Source organism: Pyxidicoccus caerfyrddinensis (genome assembly GCF_010894405.1).
In the GTDB taxonomy this organism is placed as follows: domain Bacteria; phylum Myxococcota; class Myxococcia; order Myxococcales; family Myxococcaceae; genus Myxococcus; species Myxococcus caerfyrddinensis.
Genome location: NZ_JAAIYA010000003.1, coordinates 186,530 through 204,619 on the forward strand (window position 1 = coordinate 186,530; position 18,090 = coordinate 204,619).

At 68.7% G+C, this 18,090-nt stretch carries 11 protein-coding genes; 5 read left to right on the forward strand and 6 right to left on the reverse strand.

Features of this window, described 5'->3' with window-relative positions:
• Positions 1 to 7 precede the first annotated feature (7 nt).
• Positions 8 to 562 carry a hypothetical protein gene (locus tag G4D86_RS07865; protein ID WP_163991190.1) on the forward strand — a complete coding sequence of 185 codons (555 nt, stop codon included), beginning with the start codon at positions 8 to 10 and terminating at the stop codon, positions 560 to 562.
• 19 nt (positions 563 to 581) lie between these two features.
• On the opposite strand, the gene G4D86_RS53730 is transcribed toward G4D86_RS07865, so the two are convergent.
• The 5 genes from G4D86_RS53730 to G4D86_RS07895 form a co-directional block, all read right to left on the reverse strand.
• A complete protein-coding gene (locus G4D86_RS53730) occupies positions 582 to 4,655 on the reverse strand; it encodes a putative Ig domain-containing protein (RefSeq protein WP_163991192.1) in 4,074 nt (1,357 codons plus the stop codon).
• 164 nt (positions 4,656 to 4,819) lie between these two features.
• Positions 4,820 to 7,819: an Ig-like domain-containing domain gene (locus tag G4D86_RS54270; protein WP_420821845.1), complete on the reverse strand. Its 3,000-nt coding sequence runs from the start codon at positions 7,817 to 7,819 to the stop codon at positions 4,820 to 4,822.
• A gap of 120 nt (positions 7,820 to 7,939) precedes the next feature.
• Complete coding sequence (locus tag G4D86_RS07885) at positions 7,940 to 9,358, reverse strand: IgA Peptidase M64 (protein WP_205519495.1); 1,419 nt, start codon at positions 9,356 to 9,358, stop codon at positions 7,940 to 7,942.
• 106 nt (positions 9,359 to 9,464) lie between these two features.
• Positions 9,465 to 10,919, reverse strand: coding sequence for a PEGA domain-containing protein (locus G4D86_RS07890; RefSeq protein ID WP_420821846.1), 1,455 nt, complete (start codon positions 10,917 to 10,919; stop codon positions 9,465 to 9,467).
• A gap of 165 nt (positions 10,920 to 11,084) precedes the next feature.
• Positions 11,085 to 12,848, reverse strand: coding sequence for an Ig-like domain-containing protein (locus G4D86_RS07895; RefSeq protein WP_163991194.1), 1,764 nt, complete (start codon positions 12,846 to 12,848; stop codon positions 11,085 to 11,087).
• A 331-nt stretch (positions 12,849 to 13,179) separates the two neighbouring features.
• Here G4D86_RS07895 and G4D86_RS07900 point away from each other — a divergent pair, with 331 nt between their 5' ends.
• The 3 genes from G4D86_RS07900 (at position 13,180) to G4D86_RS07910 (ending at position 16,042) form a co-directional block, all read left to right on the forward strand.
• Complete coding sequence (locus G4D86_RS07900) at positions 13,180 to 14,184, forward strand: SDR family NAD(P)-dependent oxidoreductase (protein WP_163991196.1); 1,005 nt, start codon at positions 13,180 to 13,182, stop codon at positions 14,182 to 14,184.
• 82 nt (positions 14,185 to 14,266) lie between these two features.
• Complete coding sequence (locus G4D86_RS07905; protein ID WP_163991198.1) at positions 14,267 to 15,274, forward strand: diacylglycerol/lipid kinase family protein; 1,008 nt, start codon at positions 14,267 to 14,269, stop codon at positions 15,272 to 15,274.
• Positions 15,275 to 15,352: 78 nt separating this feature from the next.
• The gene (locus G4D86_RS07910) at positions 15,353 to 16,042 is read left to right on the forward strand and encodes an NUDIX hydrolase (protein WP_163991200.1); all 690 of its coding nucleotides are present in this window, start codon (positions 15,353 to 15,355) and stop codon (positions 16,040 to 16,042) included.
• 23 nt (positions 16,043 to 16,065) lie between these two features.
• On the opposite strand, the gene G4D86_RS07915 is transcribed toward G4D86_RS07910, so the two are convergent.
• Positions 16,066 to 16,992, reverse strand: a complete 927-nt coding sequence (locus G4D86_RS07915) for a hypothetical protein (RefSeq protein WP_163991201.1) — start codon at positions 16,990 to 16,992, stop codon at positions 16,066 to 16,068.
• Positions 16,993 to 17,286: 294 nt separating this feature from the next.
• Here G4D86_RS07915 and G4D86_RS07920 point away from each other — a divergent pair, with 294 nt between their 5' ends.
• On the forward strand, positions 17,287 to 18,090 hold the full coding sequence (locus G4D86_RS07920) for a protein phosphatase 2C domain-containing protein (RefSeq protein WP_163991204.1): 804 nt from the start codon (positions 17,287 to 17,289) through the stop codon (positions 18,088 to 18,090).

Genomic DNA, 18,090 nt, shown 5'->3' on the forward strand with positions numbered 1-18,090 from the left:
GGGGACGATGACCGGCAGACGCGGCTGGACGTTCGTGGCGCTCGTGGTGGGCAGCCTGGCGCTGGGGTGCCGGGACGAGGAGGTCGAGGGGACGGCGGGTCCCTCGGCGGGCGAACGAGAAGGACGCTCCGATGTCCTCCGGGGGCTGATGGCTTCGAAGGAGCGGGCACCCGAGCCGGAGAACCTCAAGGGTCCCTCTGACTTGATGCCCCAGCCCACCCCGCCCGAGCCCCAGCCGGAGCAGGGACAGGGAGGCTCGGGTCGTCCCGAGCCCATGCGGAGTGTGCAGGGTCAGGTGTCGTGGGTCGGAGACGACGAGCTCCTCATCCGCGACGCGGAGGGCAAGGAGCACGACTTCGAGGTGAACGCGGACACGCGGCTCGTGGTGGGGAAGGACGTCGTGTCGCTGCGCGCGATGCACAAGGACGACGCGGTCCGCGTGAGCTACGACGAGGGCGCGGGCGGTCTGGTGGCGCGCCAGGTGGAGGTGATGCCTGAGCAGGACACGCGTCCTGGCCAGGAACGCGCGCCGCGGGGCGAAGACGCCGCGCCGCCGCGCTGAGCCCGCGCGGGGTGTCGCGTCAGAACGCGCCGCCGTCCGCGCGCCGGCCCGCGGAGGAGCCGAGTCCCGGGTTGAGCGTGGTGTGCGAAACCCAGCCCGCGTCGGGCACGGCGTCCGGCATCCGGTTGATGGACACGTTGTCGATGGTGGTGGTGTAGCTCACCGAGTCCACGACACCGCCGTCGGGAGCACGCAGGCTGGTGGTGTCGCCATCGTTGTTGAGGCCGAGCTGCCCGGTGGAAGCGGACAGCGTGTTGGGAGTGCCGGCGTCGAACCCCCTGGGGCCGCCGTACACGACGAAGGCGCGGCCCGGAGCGAGCGACGTCCCCGAGGGGAAGACGTGCCGCACGAAGGCGGAGTCCCACAGGCTCCAGCCGGACAGGTCCGCGTTGGAGGCGCCGGAGTTGAGCACCTCGATGAACTCGAAGTGGGGGTCGCCCACGCCGGCGTCTCCGGCGGGCTCGTTGGCGAGGACCTCGTTGATGAAGAGCATGGGCGTGGTCGGGGGAACCGAGCCGCCTCCGCCCAGGTCGTACTGACTGACGACGGGGTAGTGGTCGCTGACGGTGTTGCCGTAGTCGGGAATCCAGCTGTCGGGGCGCAGCACGCGGACGGAGCCGGACAGGTAGTCCACGGTCATCTCGTTGGTGGCGAGCGTGTGGTCGATGGCGTCGCGGTACACGACGGTGGTGCGCTCCCCGGCGAGCGACAGCGGCCGGGTGATGAAGGTGTAGTTGACCGTGTCGAGCAAGAAGGGCTCGAAGGGGCTGGCAAGGTACTGGCCGTCATTGCCGCGGGTGATGGAGTGGTCGACGTCATCGTTCCAGTCGCCGATGACGAGCACGCGCTCGGAGGGCATGGCGCTGTCGAGATAGCTCTTGAGCGCGATGCCGCCGCGCTGCCGCTGCCCGTAGGAGACCTCGTCATCGAACGCCTTCATGTGGAGGACGATGACGACGAGGGGCACGTCGGCGCCGCTGACGCGCAGGGTGAAGTCCACGCGAAGGGGCGGGCGGCCACCAAAGTCGGCGGCCTGCGCCGTGAGGATGAGCTGGGCGCTGCGCCAGGTGAGGGAGCTGTCGTAGAGGATGCCGGGCTTCTGCTCACCGGCGCTGTACCAGGACGCGCCGCCAGGGACGAAGGACACGTCGTTGGCGAGGAAGCCGCTGTACCCGGGAAGCTGGGCCTTGAGGGTGGCGAAGTCCGCGGAGTCCACCATCTCCACGAGTCCCCACACGTTGACGCCCGCGTCGCGCATGACGTCGCGCGCGTAGGCAATCTGCAGGTCGTCAGGGGTGCCACCGTCGGAGGTGGAGTTCGGAGGCCCCTGGTTGGGGGCGCCGAACCACTCGAGGTTCCACTGGCCCACGGTGAGCGGGGCGCTCGAGCCGCGCACGTTGAGTGACAGCGCGCGGGAGTCACCGTTGCCTTCGGCGTCCAGCACGGAGACGGTGAAGCTCGCGGAGCCGCTCGCCGTGGGAGTACCGGAGATGACGCCCAAGGCGGACAGCGAGAGGCCCGCGGGCAGCGAGCCGGTGTGGCTCCAGGACAGCGGGGCACGGCCATTGGAGGCGGTGAGCGTGGCGCTGTAGGGCTGGCTCCGGACGGCATCGGGGAGCGAGGCCGTCGTCACGAGCGGTGGGACGTAGACAGGCAGCGTGAGGGTGCGCAGCGCGACGCGGCCGTTGGCATCGGCGACGCGCGCGGTGAACGACGTGGTGCCGCTGGAGGGCGTGCCGCTGATGTTCCCCGTGCTGGACAGGGTGAGCCCCGTCGGAAGCGAACCCGAGAAGATGGTCCAGGTGAGCGGGGCCTTGCCGCCGGAGGCGAGCAGCGAGGCGGAGTAGGACACACCGCCCCGGCCCTCGGGGAGCGAGCTGGTGGTGACAGCGGGGAGCAGGAAGGTGGTGAGCGCGAAGGCGCGCGAGGCGGTGCGGCCATTGGCGTCGGAGATGCCGACCTGTCCGGAGGTGGTGCTCGGGGCGGAGGGCGTGCCGGTGAGCTCGCCGAGGCTGGTGAGGACCAGCCAGTTGGGCAGGGGGCTCGGGGTGAAGAAGGTGTACGGCGGCTTTCCCTCGCTGGCTGAGTACGTGACGCTGAAGGGCTCGGAGACATAGCCGTCGAGCTGGAGGGGCGGGCCCGAGAGGGACGGCAGCCGGTACATGGCGAGCGCGAGCGCGCGGGTGGTGGTGCGCCCGCCGCTGTCGGTGACGCGGACGGTGAGGGAGAAGGTGCCGTTGCTTCCGCCGGGGGTACCGGAGATGGCGCCGCTGCTCTGCGTGAGGGTGAGTCCCTGGGGCAGGGCGCCCGAGTCGATGGACCAGGTGTGCGGCGCGCGTCCCCCGGTGGCGGTGAGGCTGGCGGTGTACGTGCCGCCCACGTACCCGTCGGGGAGTGAGCTGGTGGTGACGGTGGGCGGAGCGTAGACGGTGAGGGACAGCGCGCGGCTGTCGGTGCGACCGCTGTCGTCGGTGACGCGAACGGTGAAGGACGAAGCTCCCGCGGCGGAAGGCGTCCCGCTCAGCGTGCCGTCGGACGCGAGCGACAGGCCCGAGGGCAGGGTGCCGGAAGCAAGGGACCAGGTGAGCGGGGCCCGGCCACCCGAAGCGGCGAGGCGGGTGGAGTACGCCTTGCCCGGGTCGCCATCCGGAAGCGTGGTCGTGGTGATGGAGGGGAGCGCGACGACGGTGAAGGACACGGAGCGCGAGGCGGTGCGGCCGTTGGCGTCACGAGCGCTGACGTCGAAGGTGAAGACACCTGCCTGGGCGGGCTTGCCATGGAGGAGCCCCTCTTCCGCGAGTGTGAGCCCGGGAGGGAGCACGCCCGAGGCGGTGAAGAGGTACGGAGCCTTGCCGCCGGAAGCGGAGAAGGGCAGCGCGACGCTGTCACCGACGTAGGCGCTCTGAGCGGGCACGGCGGCGAGCGAGGGAGGCGGGTACGTGGTGAGGGACACCGCGCGCGTATCGGTGGCGCTCAGCGAGTCGGTGACGCGGACGGTGAAGGAAGTGGTGCCGGCGGCGGAAGCAGTGCCGTCGAGGGCGCCCGAGTCGAGGAGTCGCAGGCCCGCGGGCAGCGAGCCCTGCGTGAGGGCCCAGGTGTACGGAGGCTGACCGCCGGCGGCGGAGAGGCCATGGCCGTAGGGCGCATCGGTGTATGCGTCGGGCAGGGTGGTGGGGGTGACGGTGAGGCCGCCGCGGACGGTGAGCTGGAAGGAAGCGGACGCGGCGCGGTCGTTGAGGTCCTGGACCTCGACGGTGAAGGACGCGGCACCCGGGGTGGTGGGAGTGCCGAGCACGGAGCCGCCCTCCAGCCGGAGCCCTTCCGGCAGCGAGCCCGAGGCGATGCGGAAGGAGAGCGGAGCCTTGCCGCCGCTGGCGTTCAGGGAAGCGGAGTAGGGAGCGCCGACGACAGCGAGGTCGAGCGAAGCGCCGGAGATGGAAGGGGGCGCGAAGACGGACAGCGTGAGGTCGCGCTGGGCGGAGAGGCCGGAGGCGTCCTGGACGCTGAGGGTGACGGCGAAGGTCCCGGAGCCGACGGGAGCGCCAGCAAAGCGGCCATTCGCGCCCAGGCGCAGGCCCGAGGGCAGCGAGCCACTGGCGATGACCCAGATGTACGGAGGCGTGCCGCCGGCGGCGGAGAGCAGCGTCGTGTACTCGTTGCCGAGGTACGCATCCGGGAGCGAGGAGGTGGCGACCGAGAAGCCGGAGCCGAGGACGTCAATGCCAAGCGTCCCGTGAGCGAACCGGCCGGCGGAGTCGCGGACCTCGACGGTGAATGAGGTGGAGCCCTGAGCGGAGGGCGTGCCGGTGATTTCGCCCGAGTCGGAGAGGGACAGGCCCGCGGGCAGGGCGCCCTGGACGAGCTGCCACGAGTACGCGGGCGAGCCGCCGGAGGCGGCGAGGGTGACGCGGTAGGGCTGGGAGACGGTGGCTGCCGGGAGCTCTTCGGTGGTGAGCGTGAGGGAGGAGTCGCCCCCGTCATTGGAGTCCGAACCCGCGTCCGTGAGGGGCACGAGTGGGTCGACGGGCTTGGAGCCGGGACACGCGGTGAGGAAAAGAGCGAGCAGCAGCGACAGGGCGCGGGGGAACCGCATGGCAACTCCGGCCCGGCACAGCAGGGCCCACGGAAGAAAAGGGCCTCACTGTACTGTGTTGGACGAATGGGGGCCCAGGGGTCGCTGCCCACCCACCGGAAAAGAAAAGGGCCGCGGCTCTCGAAGGAGCCGCGGCCCGGATGTTTCAGTCGCGAGGACTCAGGCTACGGATTGGCAGCGCCCCACGAATGCGCACCGACCGCCCAGTCATCCTTGGTGTTGGTGTCAGTGGCGCTGACACGGCGGATGGTGACCGAGGTCTTCGTTGCATTGGAGGCGGGGATGCCCTTCCAGTCGGCAGCCACCTCGATAGCCGTCGGAGCCGAGGTGTACGTGCATGCAGTCCCGGCGCAGTCAGCCGGCAGCCACTGTCCAGTAGCCTGGAGCGCCTGAAGATTGCCTGGGAATGCAGCCGGGGGTGTACCCGTCAGGTCCGACTTCGCGAACGCCACGCCATCCTGGATGGCTCCCGACGGATCCTTAATGACCAGGAGCCGGTTCGACAGCGTGATGCCGGTGGTTCCACCGACGAAGTCCCACGCCGTATCGTAGTTGTCAGCGAACTGGCCGGCAGGGGCCTCATCCTTGGCGGTGGTTTCGGCTTTGACTGTGGCGCCAGTGCCGGTCACGGGGTTGAGGTGAACGACGATGAGGTCTCCTGCCGCCACGGTCACATCCGGAAGCGTGGCCAGGAGCGCCGACGAGTTCAGGTCCTGCTGGAGCACGATGCCATCGGTCGTGCCGGCGCTGAGAACCAGAAGCTCCACGAGGTCCCTGCTGTTCGCCACGCTGGGCTGGACCTCGTTGATGCGCAGGACGGCAAGCGTGCGGTAGCCCTTGAACGTCGCTGTGTTATTTGCACCTACAACAGGGGTCCCTGCCCTATCAGTGACGCTCGAAGCAACCGTGACGGTGTAGCTGGTCCCCGGAGTCTGCGCACTCGTCGTCAGGGTGACCTGCCGACCAGTGACCTGTGCGGCCGAGCTCGTGAGCCCCCCCGTAAAGGTGAACTGAGTAGCCGCGTTGGTGATGCTCGTCGCAGAGATGCTCCGGTCGAACGTCAGCACGACTTCTGTCAGCGACTTCGCGGACGCAGACACAAGCTTGGGCCCGGGGCAATTGGAGACAGTCAGGTCGGAGGCAGAGAACGCAGACGGCTGAGCGTTGTTGGTGGTTCCGTTCACGAACCGCCACATGGGGCCGGCGTTGAGCGTGAAGTCGCAGCCCTGGGCGATATCCATGGCGGTGATCAAGGCGTCGGGAACACGCAGGCGGACGGTATCGGTCCCGGTCTGGATGCCTCCCGTGGTGATCTGGAAGGAGGAGTAGACAGTGCCACCGGCGGCAGCAGAAGCTGAGGCAATCTTGCCAGTCATGGAGAGCAGCGTGGACTCCAGGGTGTCCAGGTTTGCCACCAGGGTCGCTGCAGCAGTCGGGGACTGGTTGACCTTCAAACCCGCCGGGGTCGCGCTCGCGAGGTTCTGAACCGGGTGGCCCTGGCTGATACGGGTGAAGTTGCTGACGGCGGTCGCAATCCTCATCCCGTTGGTGATCGCCTTCGTCGTCACGGTCAGGCTCACCCGGTCGCCAACGGCCACCTGGCTCAGGGTGCCCGTGTCGCTCACGAACACGGCGGGTCCCGCAGACTCCGCCTGGAGGAAGTAGCCACCGCCCTCGCTGCTTCCAGCCACTGCGGGCTTGATGAAGGTGACGAACGCGCCGGTGATGGGAAGGTCGACGGTCCCGGCAGCGGCCGCCTGGAAGGCCTGGATCTGCGCGCTGGTCTGCGCAGGGGTCGTGGAAACGCTCGAGTCCACGCAGGTGTTCGACTCGTTGCACACCTGGGTCAGCGAGCAGTTCGCATTGCTGAGGCACTGTACGCAGGCCGTCCGGTTGTTGCAGATCGGCTTGCTCGCATCCACGGAGACGCAGTTGGCATCCGTGACGCATACCTCGCACACGCCGCGGCCGTTGTTGGCAGTGGTGTCGCAGAAGTCGCGGTTGCTATCCGGCGTGTCCGTGCACTGCGTATCCGAGGAGCAGCCGCAGAAGTTGCTGTTGCACGAAGGCTTGCTCGCATCGCACCGGGCATGGCTGCCGGCGGTGCACTCGACGCAGGTGGTCGGCTGCGTGTCCGTGCGGCAGACCGGGGTCTCCGTGGCGCACGAAGTGTCATCAGCGCAGCCCTCGCAGGCCGTGCCCGCCGCGTTGCAGGTCTGGGTGCCCTGGCAGCCGACAGTGGTGCCGCTGGTCGTCACGCAGACCTTGCACTCACCGGCGCCACTGGCCGCAGTGGTGTCGCAGATGTTGGTGGGTGAGTTGCAGCCCTGGTCCGCCGTGTTGCCCTGGGCCGAGTCGAGGCACACCTTGCACGCGCCCGCGCCGCTGGCCGCAGTGGCGTCGCAGATGGGGGCCGTGGCAGCGCAGCCCGTGTCCTGGGCACCAGCCTGAGCCGAGTCGAGGCACACCACGCACGCGCCCGCGCCGCTGGCCGCAGTGGTGTTGCAGATGGGAGCCGTGGCAGCGCAGCCCGTGTCCTGGGCACCAGCCTGAGCCGAGTCGAGGCACACCACGCACGCGCCCGCGCCGCTGGCCGCAGTGGTGTTGCAGATGGGAGCCGTGGCAGCGCAGCCCGTGTCCTGGGCACCAGCCTGAGCCGAGTCGAGGCACACCACGCACGCGCCCGCGCCGCTGGCCGCAGTGGTGTTGCAGATGGGAGCCGTGGCAGCGCAGCCCGTGTCCTGGGCACCAGCCTGAGCCGAGTCGAGGCACGCCACGCACTTGTCGTTCGCCGTGTCGCAGACAGGAGTCGTGGCGGTGCAGCCCTGGTCCTGACCCGCGCCCTGGGCCGTGTCGGTGCACGCCTTCACGCCCGCGTCGGTGCCGGCATCCGTGCCCGCATCAGTTCCCGCGTCGGTGCCAGCATCCGTGCCCGCATCGGTCCCTGCGTCGGTGCCCGCGTCAGTCCCCGCGTCCACGGGAGGCGGCTGGGTGATGTCACGCTGCGAGCACGTGCCGTCGCTGCAGGTCCATTCCCTGCCCGGGTCCGGCTGCCCGTTGTCGTTACGACAGTCGAACGCGTCGGTGCACTCGTCTCCACAGCCCGTTCCCACCGTCACCAGCACGGCGGTCAAAAGAGCCGGAAGCCAATTCCGTCTCAGCATGCGTTCCCCTCCCAGGGATACAGGTCTCCGCCCCCCTTACACCCGAACCCGGAGAGGGTCCATTGTGCGACCCCCGAGTCACGGTCATTTCACTCGGGGCTCGCTTGAATTGTCAGGTGTTCAAGGACTGGCGCGCGGAGCCTTCGCCGCCGGCCCCGCGTAGAGGTCGATGACTTCAGTGATTGCGCTCTGACACACCGCGCAGAACGGCACCCTGTCTCGGGTGAACATCACGCAGTCGAGCTGGGGTCGGAAATACCCACGCGGCTCGTACATGGCGCCCTCGAAGGCACCCACCCGGCCCGAGAACTTCTGAGAGGACAGGAACTTCTCCTCCCAGTCCCGCTGGGCCACGAAGAGGGCGTCCATCTCCGTCTCCGGCTTGCGCTGGGCGCGAATCTGGCGCCGCTGCTTCTGCACGGTGTTGGAGTGGCTCTCGTAGCCCTCCTTGTTCCACGGCGTGGGGAGCGGCGTGCCCGGCGCCACCAAGTGCTTCCACTTCAGTTGCTCCGGGTCATGCAGCGCGGTGACGTTCTTCTCCCAGGGCTCCAGCCGCTCCTCGGTGGGGGCGTAGACGGACTCGGAGGTGTAGTACTCGTCGGCCAGGCCGGCGAAGTGGTGGCCGAACTCGTGGACGAAGACGTACGGCGCCCACAGGCTGTCAGCGGCCACGGTGCCGTAGAGGCCGAAGATGCCTCCGCCGCCGTAGGTGTTGCCGTTGGCAAGGATTTCCACGAACTCGTAGGGCGCGAAGGCGGCCGCCTCCCGGAACGCCTTGTTGTCGAACGTGAGGACGTAACGCTCGCTGCCAAAGGCGTCGTAGGTGGTGCCCACGGGCGAGCGCCGGTGGATGCCGGTGGACGGCCGGGAGATGCCGGACTGCGCGGCGGCGGGCATCAGTCCCCAGACGTTGAAGTCTCCCTTGCGCTCCTTGAAGGGCGAGAAGGTGAAGAGGATGTCCGCCATGCGGCGGGCGTCCTTCTCGAACTTGGGGCGCTCGGCCTCGGTGTAGCCGTCGCCGAGGATGAGCAGGTCCACCTTCTGCTCCGACGGTCCGTTCTCCACCAGCTTCAGCAGCGGGCCGGGAGCTGGCGGCGAAGACGGGTCCACGAACATGTCCTTCGGGTCCACGACGAGCGACCACACCTCGCGGAAGGCGTTCTGCGCGTCGCGCTTCTTGAGGAGCACCTGGACGGGGCCTTCCGGCGCGGGGAAGCGCAGCGATTCTTGGAAGGTGCGGTGCAGGCTCTTTGCTTCGGTCGTGCTTTCCCACTCGCCGTAGATGGAGGCGAAGCCGCGCGAGAACAGGAGTCGGTTGGTGGCCCTGTCTCGCACCTCGAAGAGGTACTTGCCGAGGTTTGTCTCGTCGATGGCGCGCGAGGGGTGGCCGGGCCAGGGCAGCGGCTCGATGACCGCCTTGTCGAAGCTGAAGCGCTCCTCGGTGGCGTTGCCGGTGTGGAAGTAGTCGACGCGGAAGGTGCGAGGGGCCGCGGCGGAGGCGCTCGTGGCCAACAGCAGGACGAGGAGGGCACGCATCATGCGCGCACTCTACGCGTCCATCAGGGCTCACGCTGTCCTTCCGTGAGCGGGCCCTGCCCATGGCGTGTCCTGGCGCAATGACCAGGACACGCCACGAGAGCCTCTGTCAGAAGGAGCCGGACAAGGTGGCTGACGCGCCTTCCCCGTCCATGGTGACGCCCACGGACACAGGGGGAGGCGTGGTCGAGGACGGCGACAGCAGGAAGAGGACGGCGCCAGTCGCCACGGCGGCCCCTCCGCTGACGAGCAGTCCGGTCAGGACATTGCCCTTCTGGGCCAGCGAGTCGCGGAGCACCAGGGACTCCTTGTCGGTCGAGAGGATGCGGCCGTTGTCGAGCCGCTTCTCCAGCGCATCCAGGTCCTTCTGCGCGAGGAACCGCACCACGCCCGCGCCGCCCAATGCCGCCGCGCCCACTCCAAGCGCCACATAGGACGCCGTGCGCAGACCCGAGGTGGAGCGGGGCGCCGCCGTGTCCTCCACGCCTTCGGAAAGGCGATTGGGCGCGCTGAGGTCCATCCCTCCTTGCGAGCTGTTCGACTTGTCCACGCTGCCCGGCTGTTCCCAGGGCGCCTTGCCGTTGGCGTTCATCACCACGAGGTTGGAAGGGGAGCGGCCGGTGGTGACGAAGTCCACCAGGGCGGAGAGGGCCTCCGCCGGAGCGTCGAGGCCCTGCGTCTTGAAGCCTCCTTCGCGCAGCTTCTGGCCGCCCTCGACGTTGAGCACGGTGGCGGCGAACCACTTCGGCCCGCTGCTCGGACGCTCCAAGCGGACGACGATGACCTCCTCCACGCCGAGCGTGCCGCCCAACCGGACGGAGTGGCTGAGCGTCCGCTCGTCATTTCCGTCCCGGGACGCGAGGCACGGAAAGGGACTGGCGGAGACGGAGCCCTCGTAGGCCACGTCGATGAGAAGGGGCATGTCCGCGCCCTGCACCTGGACCTGGCGCGGGAAGCTGGTGGTGGTGCCCTTCACCAGGGTGATGTCGTAGGTGCCCGCAGCCACCTCCAGAGTCACGGGCGTCTGTCCGACCTTGAGCCCTTCCAGGTACACGTCCGAGGCGGGCTGCGAGGACTTCACGGCCAGCTTCACCTTGCGCGTTTTGGCGAGTTCACGCCGGAGCTTGTCGAACCCCTGTCGGACGGAGGGCGCGAACTGGTCCGGGTCGAGCTCGTAGTCGGGCTGGAGCCGGAGGACGTTGCGGAACGCGGTGTCGCTCTCCTTCGGCTTGCCCAGGGCGCGGTAGTTCAGGCCGTGGAGGAGCTGGGCATCCACGAAGAGCTTCCAGCGCGGCTCGCCCACGGGGAGGCGGGTGATCTGCTGGAGGGCCTCGTCGAGGGCCTGGGCGGCCTTGGCGTTGCGGCCCTCGTAGAAGTGGTCCTGGGCGGCTTCGAGCTGGCGCTGCAGGTCCTCGAAGCTCTTGGAGGACTGGGGGAAGAGCCGCTCGCCGAACTCGGTGGCGGTCAGCACGTCCTGCTCGGGGCGGGACGTGAGCGTGTCCAGGAAGGCCTTGGTCTGGCCGCCGAGCTCCGCGTCGGTGCAGTCGCCGCTGGCGACGACCATGCGCCGCGGTGCCGCATACGTCAAAAGAGGGAGGGTAGCGACGAGAATGGCGATTACACGGGGTGCTTGCATCGAACCAACCTTGGGATGCGTTTAGATGGCCTGAACGCGCAGTAGGGTTCTGGTGACGTGGCGAACGCTGCTGCCACTATTGAATCTATCTTGTTAGCGGTTGAGTCGACGCATCCGTATGTGTGTTTCATCGCCTGCGAAGTGAAACCAGGTCAGGATGAGGTCTCCTGACGGGGTGAGCTGCAGCGACTCGGAAGTGACGTAGCTGTCGACCTCGGAGTTGGACGCGTCATCCAGAAACTGCCAGCTGGTTCCAGTCCAACGTTGCACGTGAAGCCGGCCGTCTGCCCAGGTGAGGAATGGGGTGCCGCTAGAGTCGGCCTGCAGTGAATGACTGCCCAAGGGGCTGATGGTGCGAAATGGGGGTTGGGCGCCCAGAAGTCGCCAATCCTCTCCGCTCCAGTGCTCTGTGGTGAGGGCGTAGTTCCCGTTCCCAAGAGGGAAGTACCAGGCGATTGCCGGCAACCCACTGCTGTTGAAGGTCATTGAAATGCCGGTGATTTGGAGATCGGTGTCGTGATCGCCATCAAGTCGCGTCCACGTCCCATTTACGTATTGGCTGGCGAATACTTTGTTGTAGCCGCCGCGCTCTTCGAACCATGCAACAGTGGCGTTCCCGAGGGGGGAGAACTTCAGTGTCGGATTGGTATGGTAGACGGGGTTGACTAGGATATCAATGCAGGGGCCGATAAGCGCCCATTCGGAAGTTTGCCATTCGCCCGTGCACAATTTGCCCGTCGTACCAGCGCTGTCCTCTGCGCTCCATACGATGCTGGGGTTGCCGCGAGAGCTTGTCTGTAGATCGAAGAATTGTCTCCTGGGCAAGCCATCGGCAGAACTCAACCCACTCCCGAAGTTCACCCATTGATTGTCGACCCATTTCTTGATTGAGATTTCAGCGACGCTCGAGTTGCTCACCTGACTCCATGCGACAACTGGAGTGCCACTGCCATCCAGTACTAGGTCCTTGGAAGGGATTTCCAAGTCGCTCTTGGCTGATGCCAGGCTTTGGCCGAGCGTCTTCCAGTCGCCAGCTTCGAATCTCTTGGCAAGAATGGAGAAGCCGTTGCCGCTCGTGCTTCGCCAGATTGCCGTCAGGTTGCCTGAGTGATCGTATGCGTATTTTTCGACCCAGTCGGAGTGATTGCCGACAATGGCATTGTCCGCACTTCCCCACGGAACCCAGTAGGGGACCAGCCACGTCCATGCCTCGGCAAGGCTCACGCTGTTGCCAGCAAGATCCGTCGCCTGGGGCAGAAACTCGAGCGTGACGGGATTCGAAGGCACATAGCCCTCCCCTGGCACCACCGTCGCCGTCCTCCCATCCGCCGACACTGACACCGTACGCGCCACCTCCACCCCACCCACGGTCAACCGCACGGACTCACTCGTCAGCGTGCCCACCTTCACCGGCTCGGAGAACACCGCCTGGATGGGACTCTTCACCCAGACATCCTGGGCCCCCGGTTCCGGAGTCCGCGACACCACCGTCGGCGGCGTCCGGTCCACCACCACCTCCTGCGCCTCGCTGGCGAACGTCACCTCCCCGAACACCGCCCGCGCCACCAACTGGTGCGTCCCCTCCGCCACCCCCGCCGTGTCCCACGCATACACATACGGCGCTGCCACCTCCGCCAGCACCTCACCGTCGCTCAGCAGCTCGACGCGCTCGGGCGTATGCCCCGTCACCTCCAGCCGGACCTCCAACACACCATTCGTGTAGGCCCGCCCCTCCGGCGAGGTGATGCGCACCTCCGCCTTCGCGGGCTCGATGTCCGGCACGCTGATGCACGCCGGTGAAGACAGCAGGACGACAGCCACCCAGGGCAGCAGGAAGAAAGGTCTTGGGGAGTTCATGGCTCGGAGCCGGTGCAGGGAGCGTTCCGTCGGCTACCCGACAGTCGAGCGCACATACCAAGCCTCCCCGCCTTCCTCCAAACCACCCCCACTCCCCAGAAACCCAAGTCATTTCCGACCCTTGCCCGAACCCATCCCCCGTCCTCCCTGATTGAAACCCCACGGGAGTACGGACGGCCCCCGTCCCGACCGTGGACCCCCGTCCGCTCCGCCGCCTGCCCCCCAAGAGAGCTTGCGATGGCCGGGTGCGTCGCAACGTGCCGTCCCCATCTTGGCGAAGGGGTTGGGGCCATGGGGGCAGGGGCTCGGCCCGGCAAGGAGACCGTGGCTTATGAAGCGTGCTTGGAAGGACCGAGTCATCGTCATCACCGGCGCATCCAGTGGAATCGGCCGCGCCACCGCGCTCGCCCTGGCGAAGAAGGGCGCCCACGTGGTGCTGGCCGCCCGTCGCGAGGAGCCGCTGGATGACCTCGCCCGCGAGTGCGAGTCCCACGGCGTCCGCGCCCTCGTCGTCCCCACGGACGTCTCGGACCCCGCCGCCGTGCGCCACCTGGCCGACGAGGCCCTCAACGCCTTCGGCCGCTTCGACGCGTGGATCAACAACGCGGGCGTCTACCTCATGGGCAGCCTCGAGGAGACTCCCGACGACGCCTTCCGCCAGCTCATGGAGACCAACTTCTTCGGCACCGTCACCGGCACCCGCGTCGCCGTGACGCAGTTCCGCCACCAGGGCTACGGCACCCTCGTCAACGTCTCCTCCACCTTCGGCACCGTCGCCGCGCCCTACGTCAGCGCCTACGTCGCCTCCAAGCACGCCGTGCGAGGCTTCTCCTCCTCCGTCCGCCAGGAACTGCTCAACACCGGCATCGACGTGTGCACCGTGCTCCCCGCCGCCATCGACACGCCGCTGTGGCAGCACACTGCCAACTACACCGGCTGGCGCATCCGCCCCGTGGAGCCCGTCTACACGCCGGAGCGCGTCGCCCGCGCCATCCTCCGTGTCCTGCGCAGCCCGAAGCACGAAATCATGGTCGGCCCCGCCGCCCGCAGCTTCGCCGCCATGCACGGCCTCATGCCGGCCACCTTCGAGCGCACCATGCGCGGCGCCACCGAGTCCCAGCACTTCGAAAAGGTGCGCCAGGGACACACCTCCGGCAGCCTCTTCCACCCCATGGCCGAGGGCACCGGCACCTCTGGCGGCTACCACTCGGCCGGCAAGCAGTGGCTGCGCCGGCTGTTGTTGGCAGGGGGACTGGCGGTAGCGGCCGCCTCCTTCCGCAGGGGAGGGGCAGGACGAAGACTCGGAGTGCGTGTGGCCCACGCGCTGGCCAGCTGAGGGTCATCTTTGCGTCACGAGCCGCCCCGGGTTGCGGCGCTGTGACCGGGCCATGACACAGCCTGGGGAGAGTCCGCCCGCCATGACCGACATCGCCGTCCTCGTGAACCTGCGCGCCCGCCGCGGCACCGAAGGAGTAGGAGGCCTCGTGGAGCGCTTCCTCCCCCGGGCGCGCGTGGCGCTCACCCGCTCTCTCGAGGAGGCACGGGCCTGGATTTCCGACACGCTCCGGCCCAACCCTCCCAGGCTGCTGCTCGCGGGCGGAGGGGACGGCACGATTACCGGGCTCCTCAATGAGCTGCGCATGGCGGGGGTGGCGCTGCCGGCCATCGGCGTGCTGCCACTGGGCACCGGCAACGCCTGGGCCCGCGTCACCGGCGCGCCCCGGGCCGCGGTGGCGCTGAAGCAGATTGCCGCGGTGGGCGAGCGCCTGCCGCCCCTGCGTCCCTTCTCCCTGGTGCGCGTGGAGGGCAAGGTCGCCCCCTTCGCCGGCACCGGCTGGGACGCGGAGATGATTCAGGACTTCAAGAACCAGCTCGCCATGTCCGGGCCGCTGCACAGCACCCAGGCGGGCCTGCGCGGCTACCTCGGGGCCATGTTCACCCGCACGGTGCCCCGGCACGTCTTCGGCGACGGCAACCCGCAGGTGTCCGTCTACAACATGGGCGACACCGCGCTCACCCTGGACGCACGCGGCGCGGTGCAGCCGGTGGCGCATGGGGACAAGGGCGCGCTCCTGTACCAGGGGCCCGCGGGCGTCGCCGGCGCGGCCACCACGCCCGAGTGGGGCTTCGGCTTCAAGGCCTTCCCCTTCGCGCAGGCCGTGCCGCACCGGCTGTCCGTGCGCGTCTATGGCGCCACCGTGCTGGAGGCCACGCGCAACATGTTCAAGCTGTGGCGCGGCGAGCACCCGCTGCCTCGCATGCACGACTGGTTCGTCCAGCGCGTGCGCATGGACTTCGACCGCGAGGTGCCCTTCCAGATGGGCGGCGACGTCATCGGCATGCGCCGCTCGCTGGAGTTCGACCTGGCCGAGGAGAGCGTCCAGCTCGTCGACTGGCGCCAGCTGTCGCGCATGGTGCGGGTGTAGTCGCGGGCCCGGCTTGACCGGGGTGTGCGTTGGACACTATGGCTGCATCCAGTCCAGCGCCCGCGAACGGATGGAGCCGTGAGCCACACCTACGAGTACCCCAGGCCCGCCTTGACGGTGGACTGCGTCGTCTTCGGCCAGGATGAAGAGGACCTGAAGGTGCTGCTCATCCGCCGGGGCGTGGAGCCCTACGCGGGGCGCTGGGCGCTGCCCGGCGGCTTCGTGCGCATGGAGGAGTCCCTGGACGCCGCCGCGCGCCGCGAGCTGGAGGAAGAGGCCGGCATCCGCCCCGGGCACATGGAGCAGCTCTACACCTTCGGCGACCCGGGGAGGGACCCGCGCGGGCGCGTCGTCACGGTGGCGTACTTTGCGCTGGTGAAGCTCAGCGACCACACGCTGCACGCGGCCACGGACGCGCGAGAGGCGGCGTGGTTCTCCGTGTGGGACGCACCCAAGCTGGCGTTCGACCATGCGGACGTCCTCGCCACCGCGCTGCAGCGGCTCAAGGGCAAGGTCCGCTACCAGCCCATCGGCTTCGAGCTGCTGCCTCCCAAGTTCACCCTGACGCAGCTCCAGCGGCTGTACGAAGTCATCCTGGAGCGGCCGCTCGACAAGCGGAACTTCCGCAAGAAGATTCTCGCCATGGACCTGCTGGAGGAGCTGGACGAGGTGGAGCAGGACGTCTCCCACCGCGCCGCGCGCCTCTACCGGTTCGACCACAAGAAATACAAACAGCTGGAGAAGGCGGGCTTCAACTTCGAGCTGTGAGGCTTTGAGCCGGGGCCTCCGGCTCAGCCGAGGTCCTTCACGAGCACCCACGCGTCCTCGGCGGGGACCTGGGTCTCGTGCGAGGGCGCGGGCTGGCCGGGCTTGATGTCGAGAGGTTGAAGCTCCCAGACCGTCATGGTGAAGCCGGGCAGCCGCACGCGCCGCGCGGGCCCGTGAAAGGGGAGCTCCACTTCGTCCGCACTACCCTCGGCCATGCGGGCCGCGGCGTCCGCGCCGGCCTGGGCGATGTCGTCCGGGATGAGGTTCTGCCGGCCCTGGTGCGAGTGGGCGAGCAGGAGTGCTGCCTCCGTCACCTCGCCGCCGCTCAGCGCTCGGAGCACGCGGTCCGCCCAGCGAACGCGCCACAGGTCGGACCAGGCCTCCTGCGACAGCCAGCCCGGCCGTCCCGGCGCTTCGTCCTCGCGCACCGCGTCCGCCCGGTTGACCCAGGACTTGAACGGGGCGGCGCCGCCCACGCGGTGGACCCAGAGCGTGTCCGAGTGCCGCGTGTATCCGGCCAGCCAGTACGCCTGCCCATGGCTTTCGAGGAAGTGGCGCGTCTGCGCATCCAGGGACGTCAGCCTCGCGAGCTGGTCGAGGGTCAGTGACTCGAGCTCGCGCGTGTCGGGCGCGAACTCGGCGTTCAGCTCCGCCATCTCCCAGAGATACACCTCGAGCCCGGTGCGCTCTTCGTCCGGGAGCCGGATGTCGGCCTGCTTCCGCAGCTCGGGCGGAATCGTGCGCGCATCGACCAGGGCCACGTCGCGCTTCCACTCCGCCAGCGGATACGCCTCGGGAAAGCCCGCGTCGGGGCCGAGGAGCACATGCACCCTCTTGCCGAAGGACAGGCTGCTGGGAGAGCGCACGCCGATGATTCCCGGCACGGCCAGGTGGTTTTCAGCAAGGCGGAAGGGACGGATGGCGGACTCCTCTCGATGACGTTTCGTCATCCTACGTGAGTGCCTCCTGACATCCGAGTGTCCGCAAGCCCGCGAAAGCCTTGCCCGCAGGTGCGAGCGGCCCCGATTGATTTGACAAGGTGTCACTTGGACACTATGTTGGTGTTGTATAAACACGAACCTGGAGACGAGGCACCACCGCCGCGCCACGAGAGGAGAGGCGCGCCCGCGGCGCCCGCTTCCAGGAACGTGTGGAGGCCGCCATCCGTGGGGAGCCCACGGACGAGGCGCGTCCCCCTATGCGTCGTCCCGCTGTCCGTGCCCGAAGAGGGCCACGGGAGAGTCATGTCCGCGCTGCCCTTCGACATCGCCGCCGCCTCGGTGCAGGGCCGGGAGCACGCTCGGGCGGGGCGCAACAACCAGGATGCGCTGTGCATCCGCGCCAGCGAGCACGGGCTGGTGGCCGTCGTCGCGGACGGGTGCGGCAGTCAGCCGTGCAGCGAACTGGGCGCGCAGCTCGGGGTGCGGCGGCTGGTGCAGGCGGCGCAGCAGCGGCTCGCGGAGGGCGAGCGCGTGGATGCGGCCTCCTTCCTCCCGGGCCTGCGCGAGGACCTGCTGTGCCTCCTGGGCGAGCTTCGGGGCGAATTGGGCCGCGAAGCGCTGGCGGACTTCCTCTTCACCGTGGTGGGCGCGGTGGTGACGCCCGCGAAGACGCTCATCTTCTCCGCGGGGGACGGGGTGTGGGCGCTCAACGGCGAGGTGCATCCGCTAGGGCCCTTCCCTGGGAATGCGCCGCCGTACCTCGCCTATGCGCTGATGCGCGGCGATGACGTGCCGCTGTCCACGCAGGCGCTGATTCCCACCGAGGACGTGCACGCGCTGCTCCTGGGCACGGATGGAGTGGCGGACCTGGAGCGGCTCGCCTCGGCGCGAATCCCCGAGAAGGACGAGCCGGTGGGCCCGCTGTCTCGACTCTGGACGGAGGACCGGTACTTCACCAACCCGGATGCGCTGCGGCGCCGGCTGGCGCTGCTCAACCGCGAGTCCGTGCGCGCCGACTTCGACGCCCGCCGCGTGGTGCGCACGCCGGGGCTGCTGCCGGATGACACGACGCTCGTGGTGCTGCGTCGCCGCATGGGGAGGGCGTGA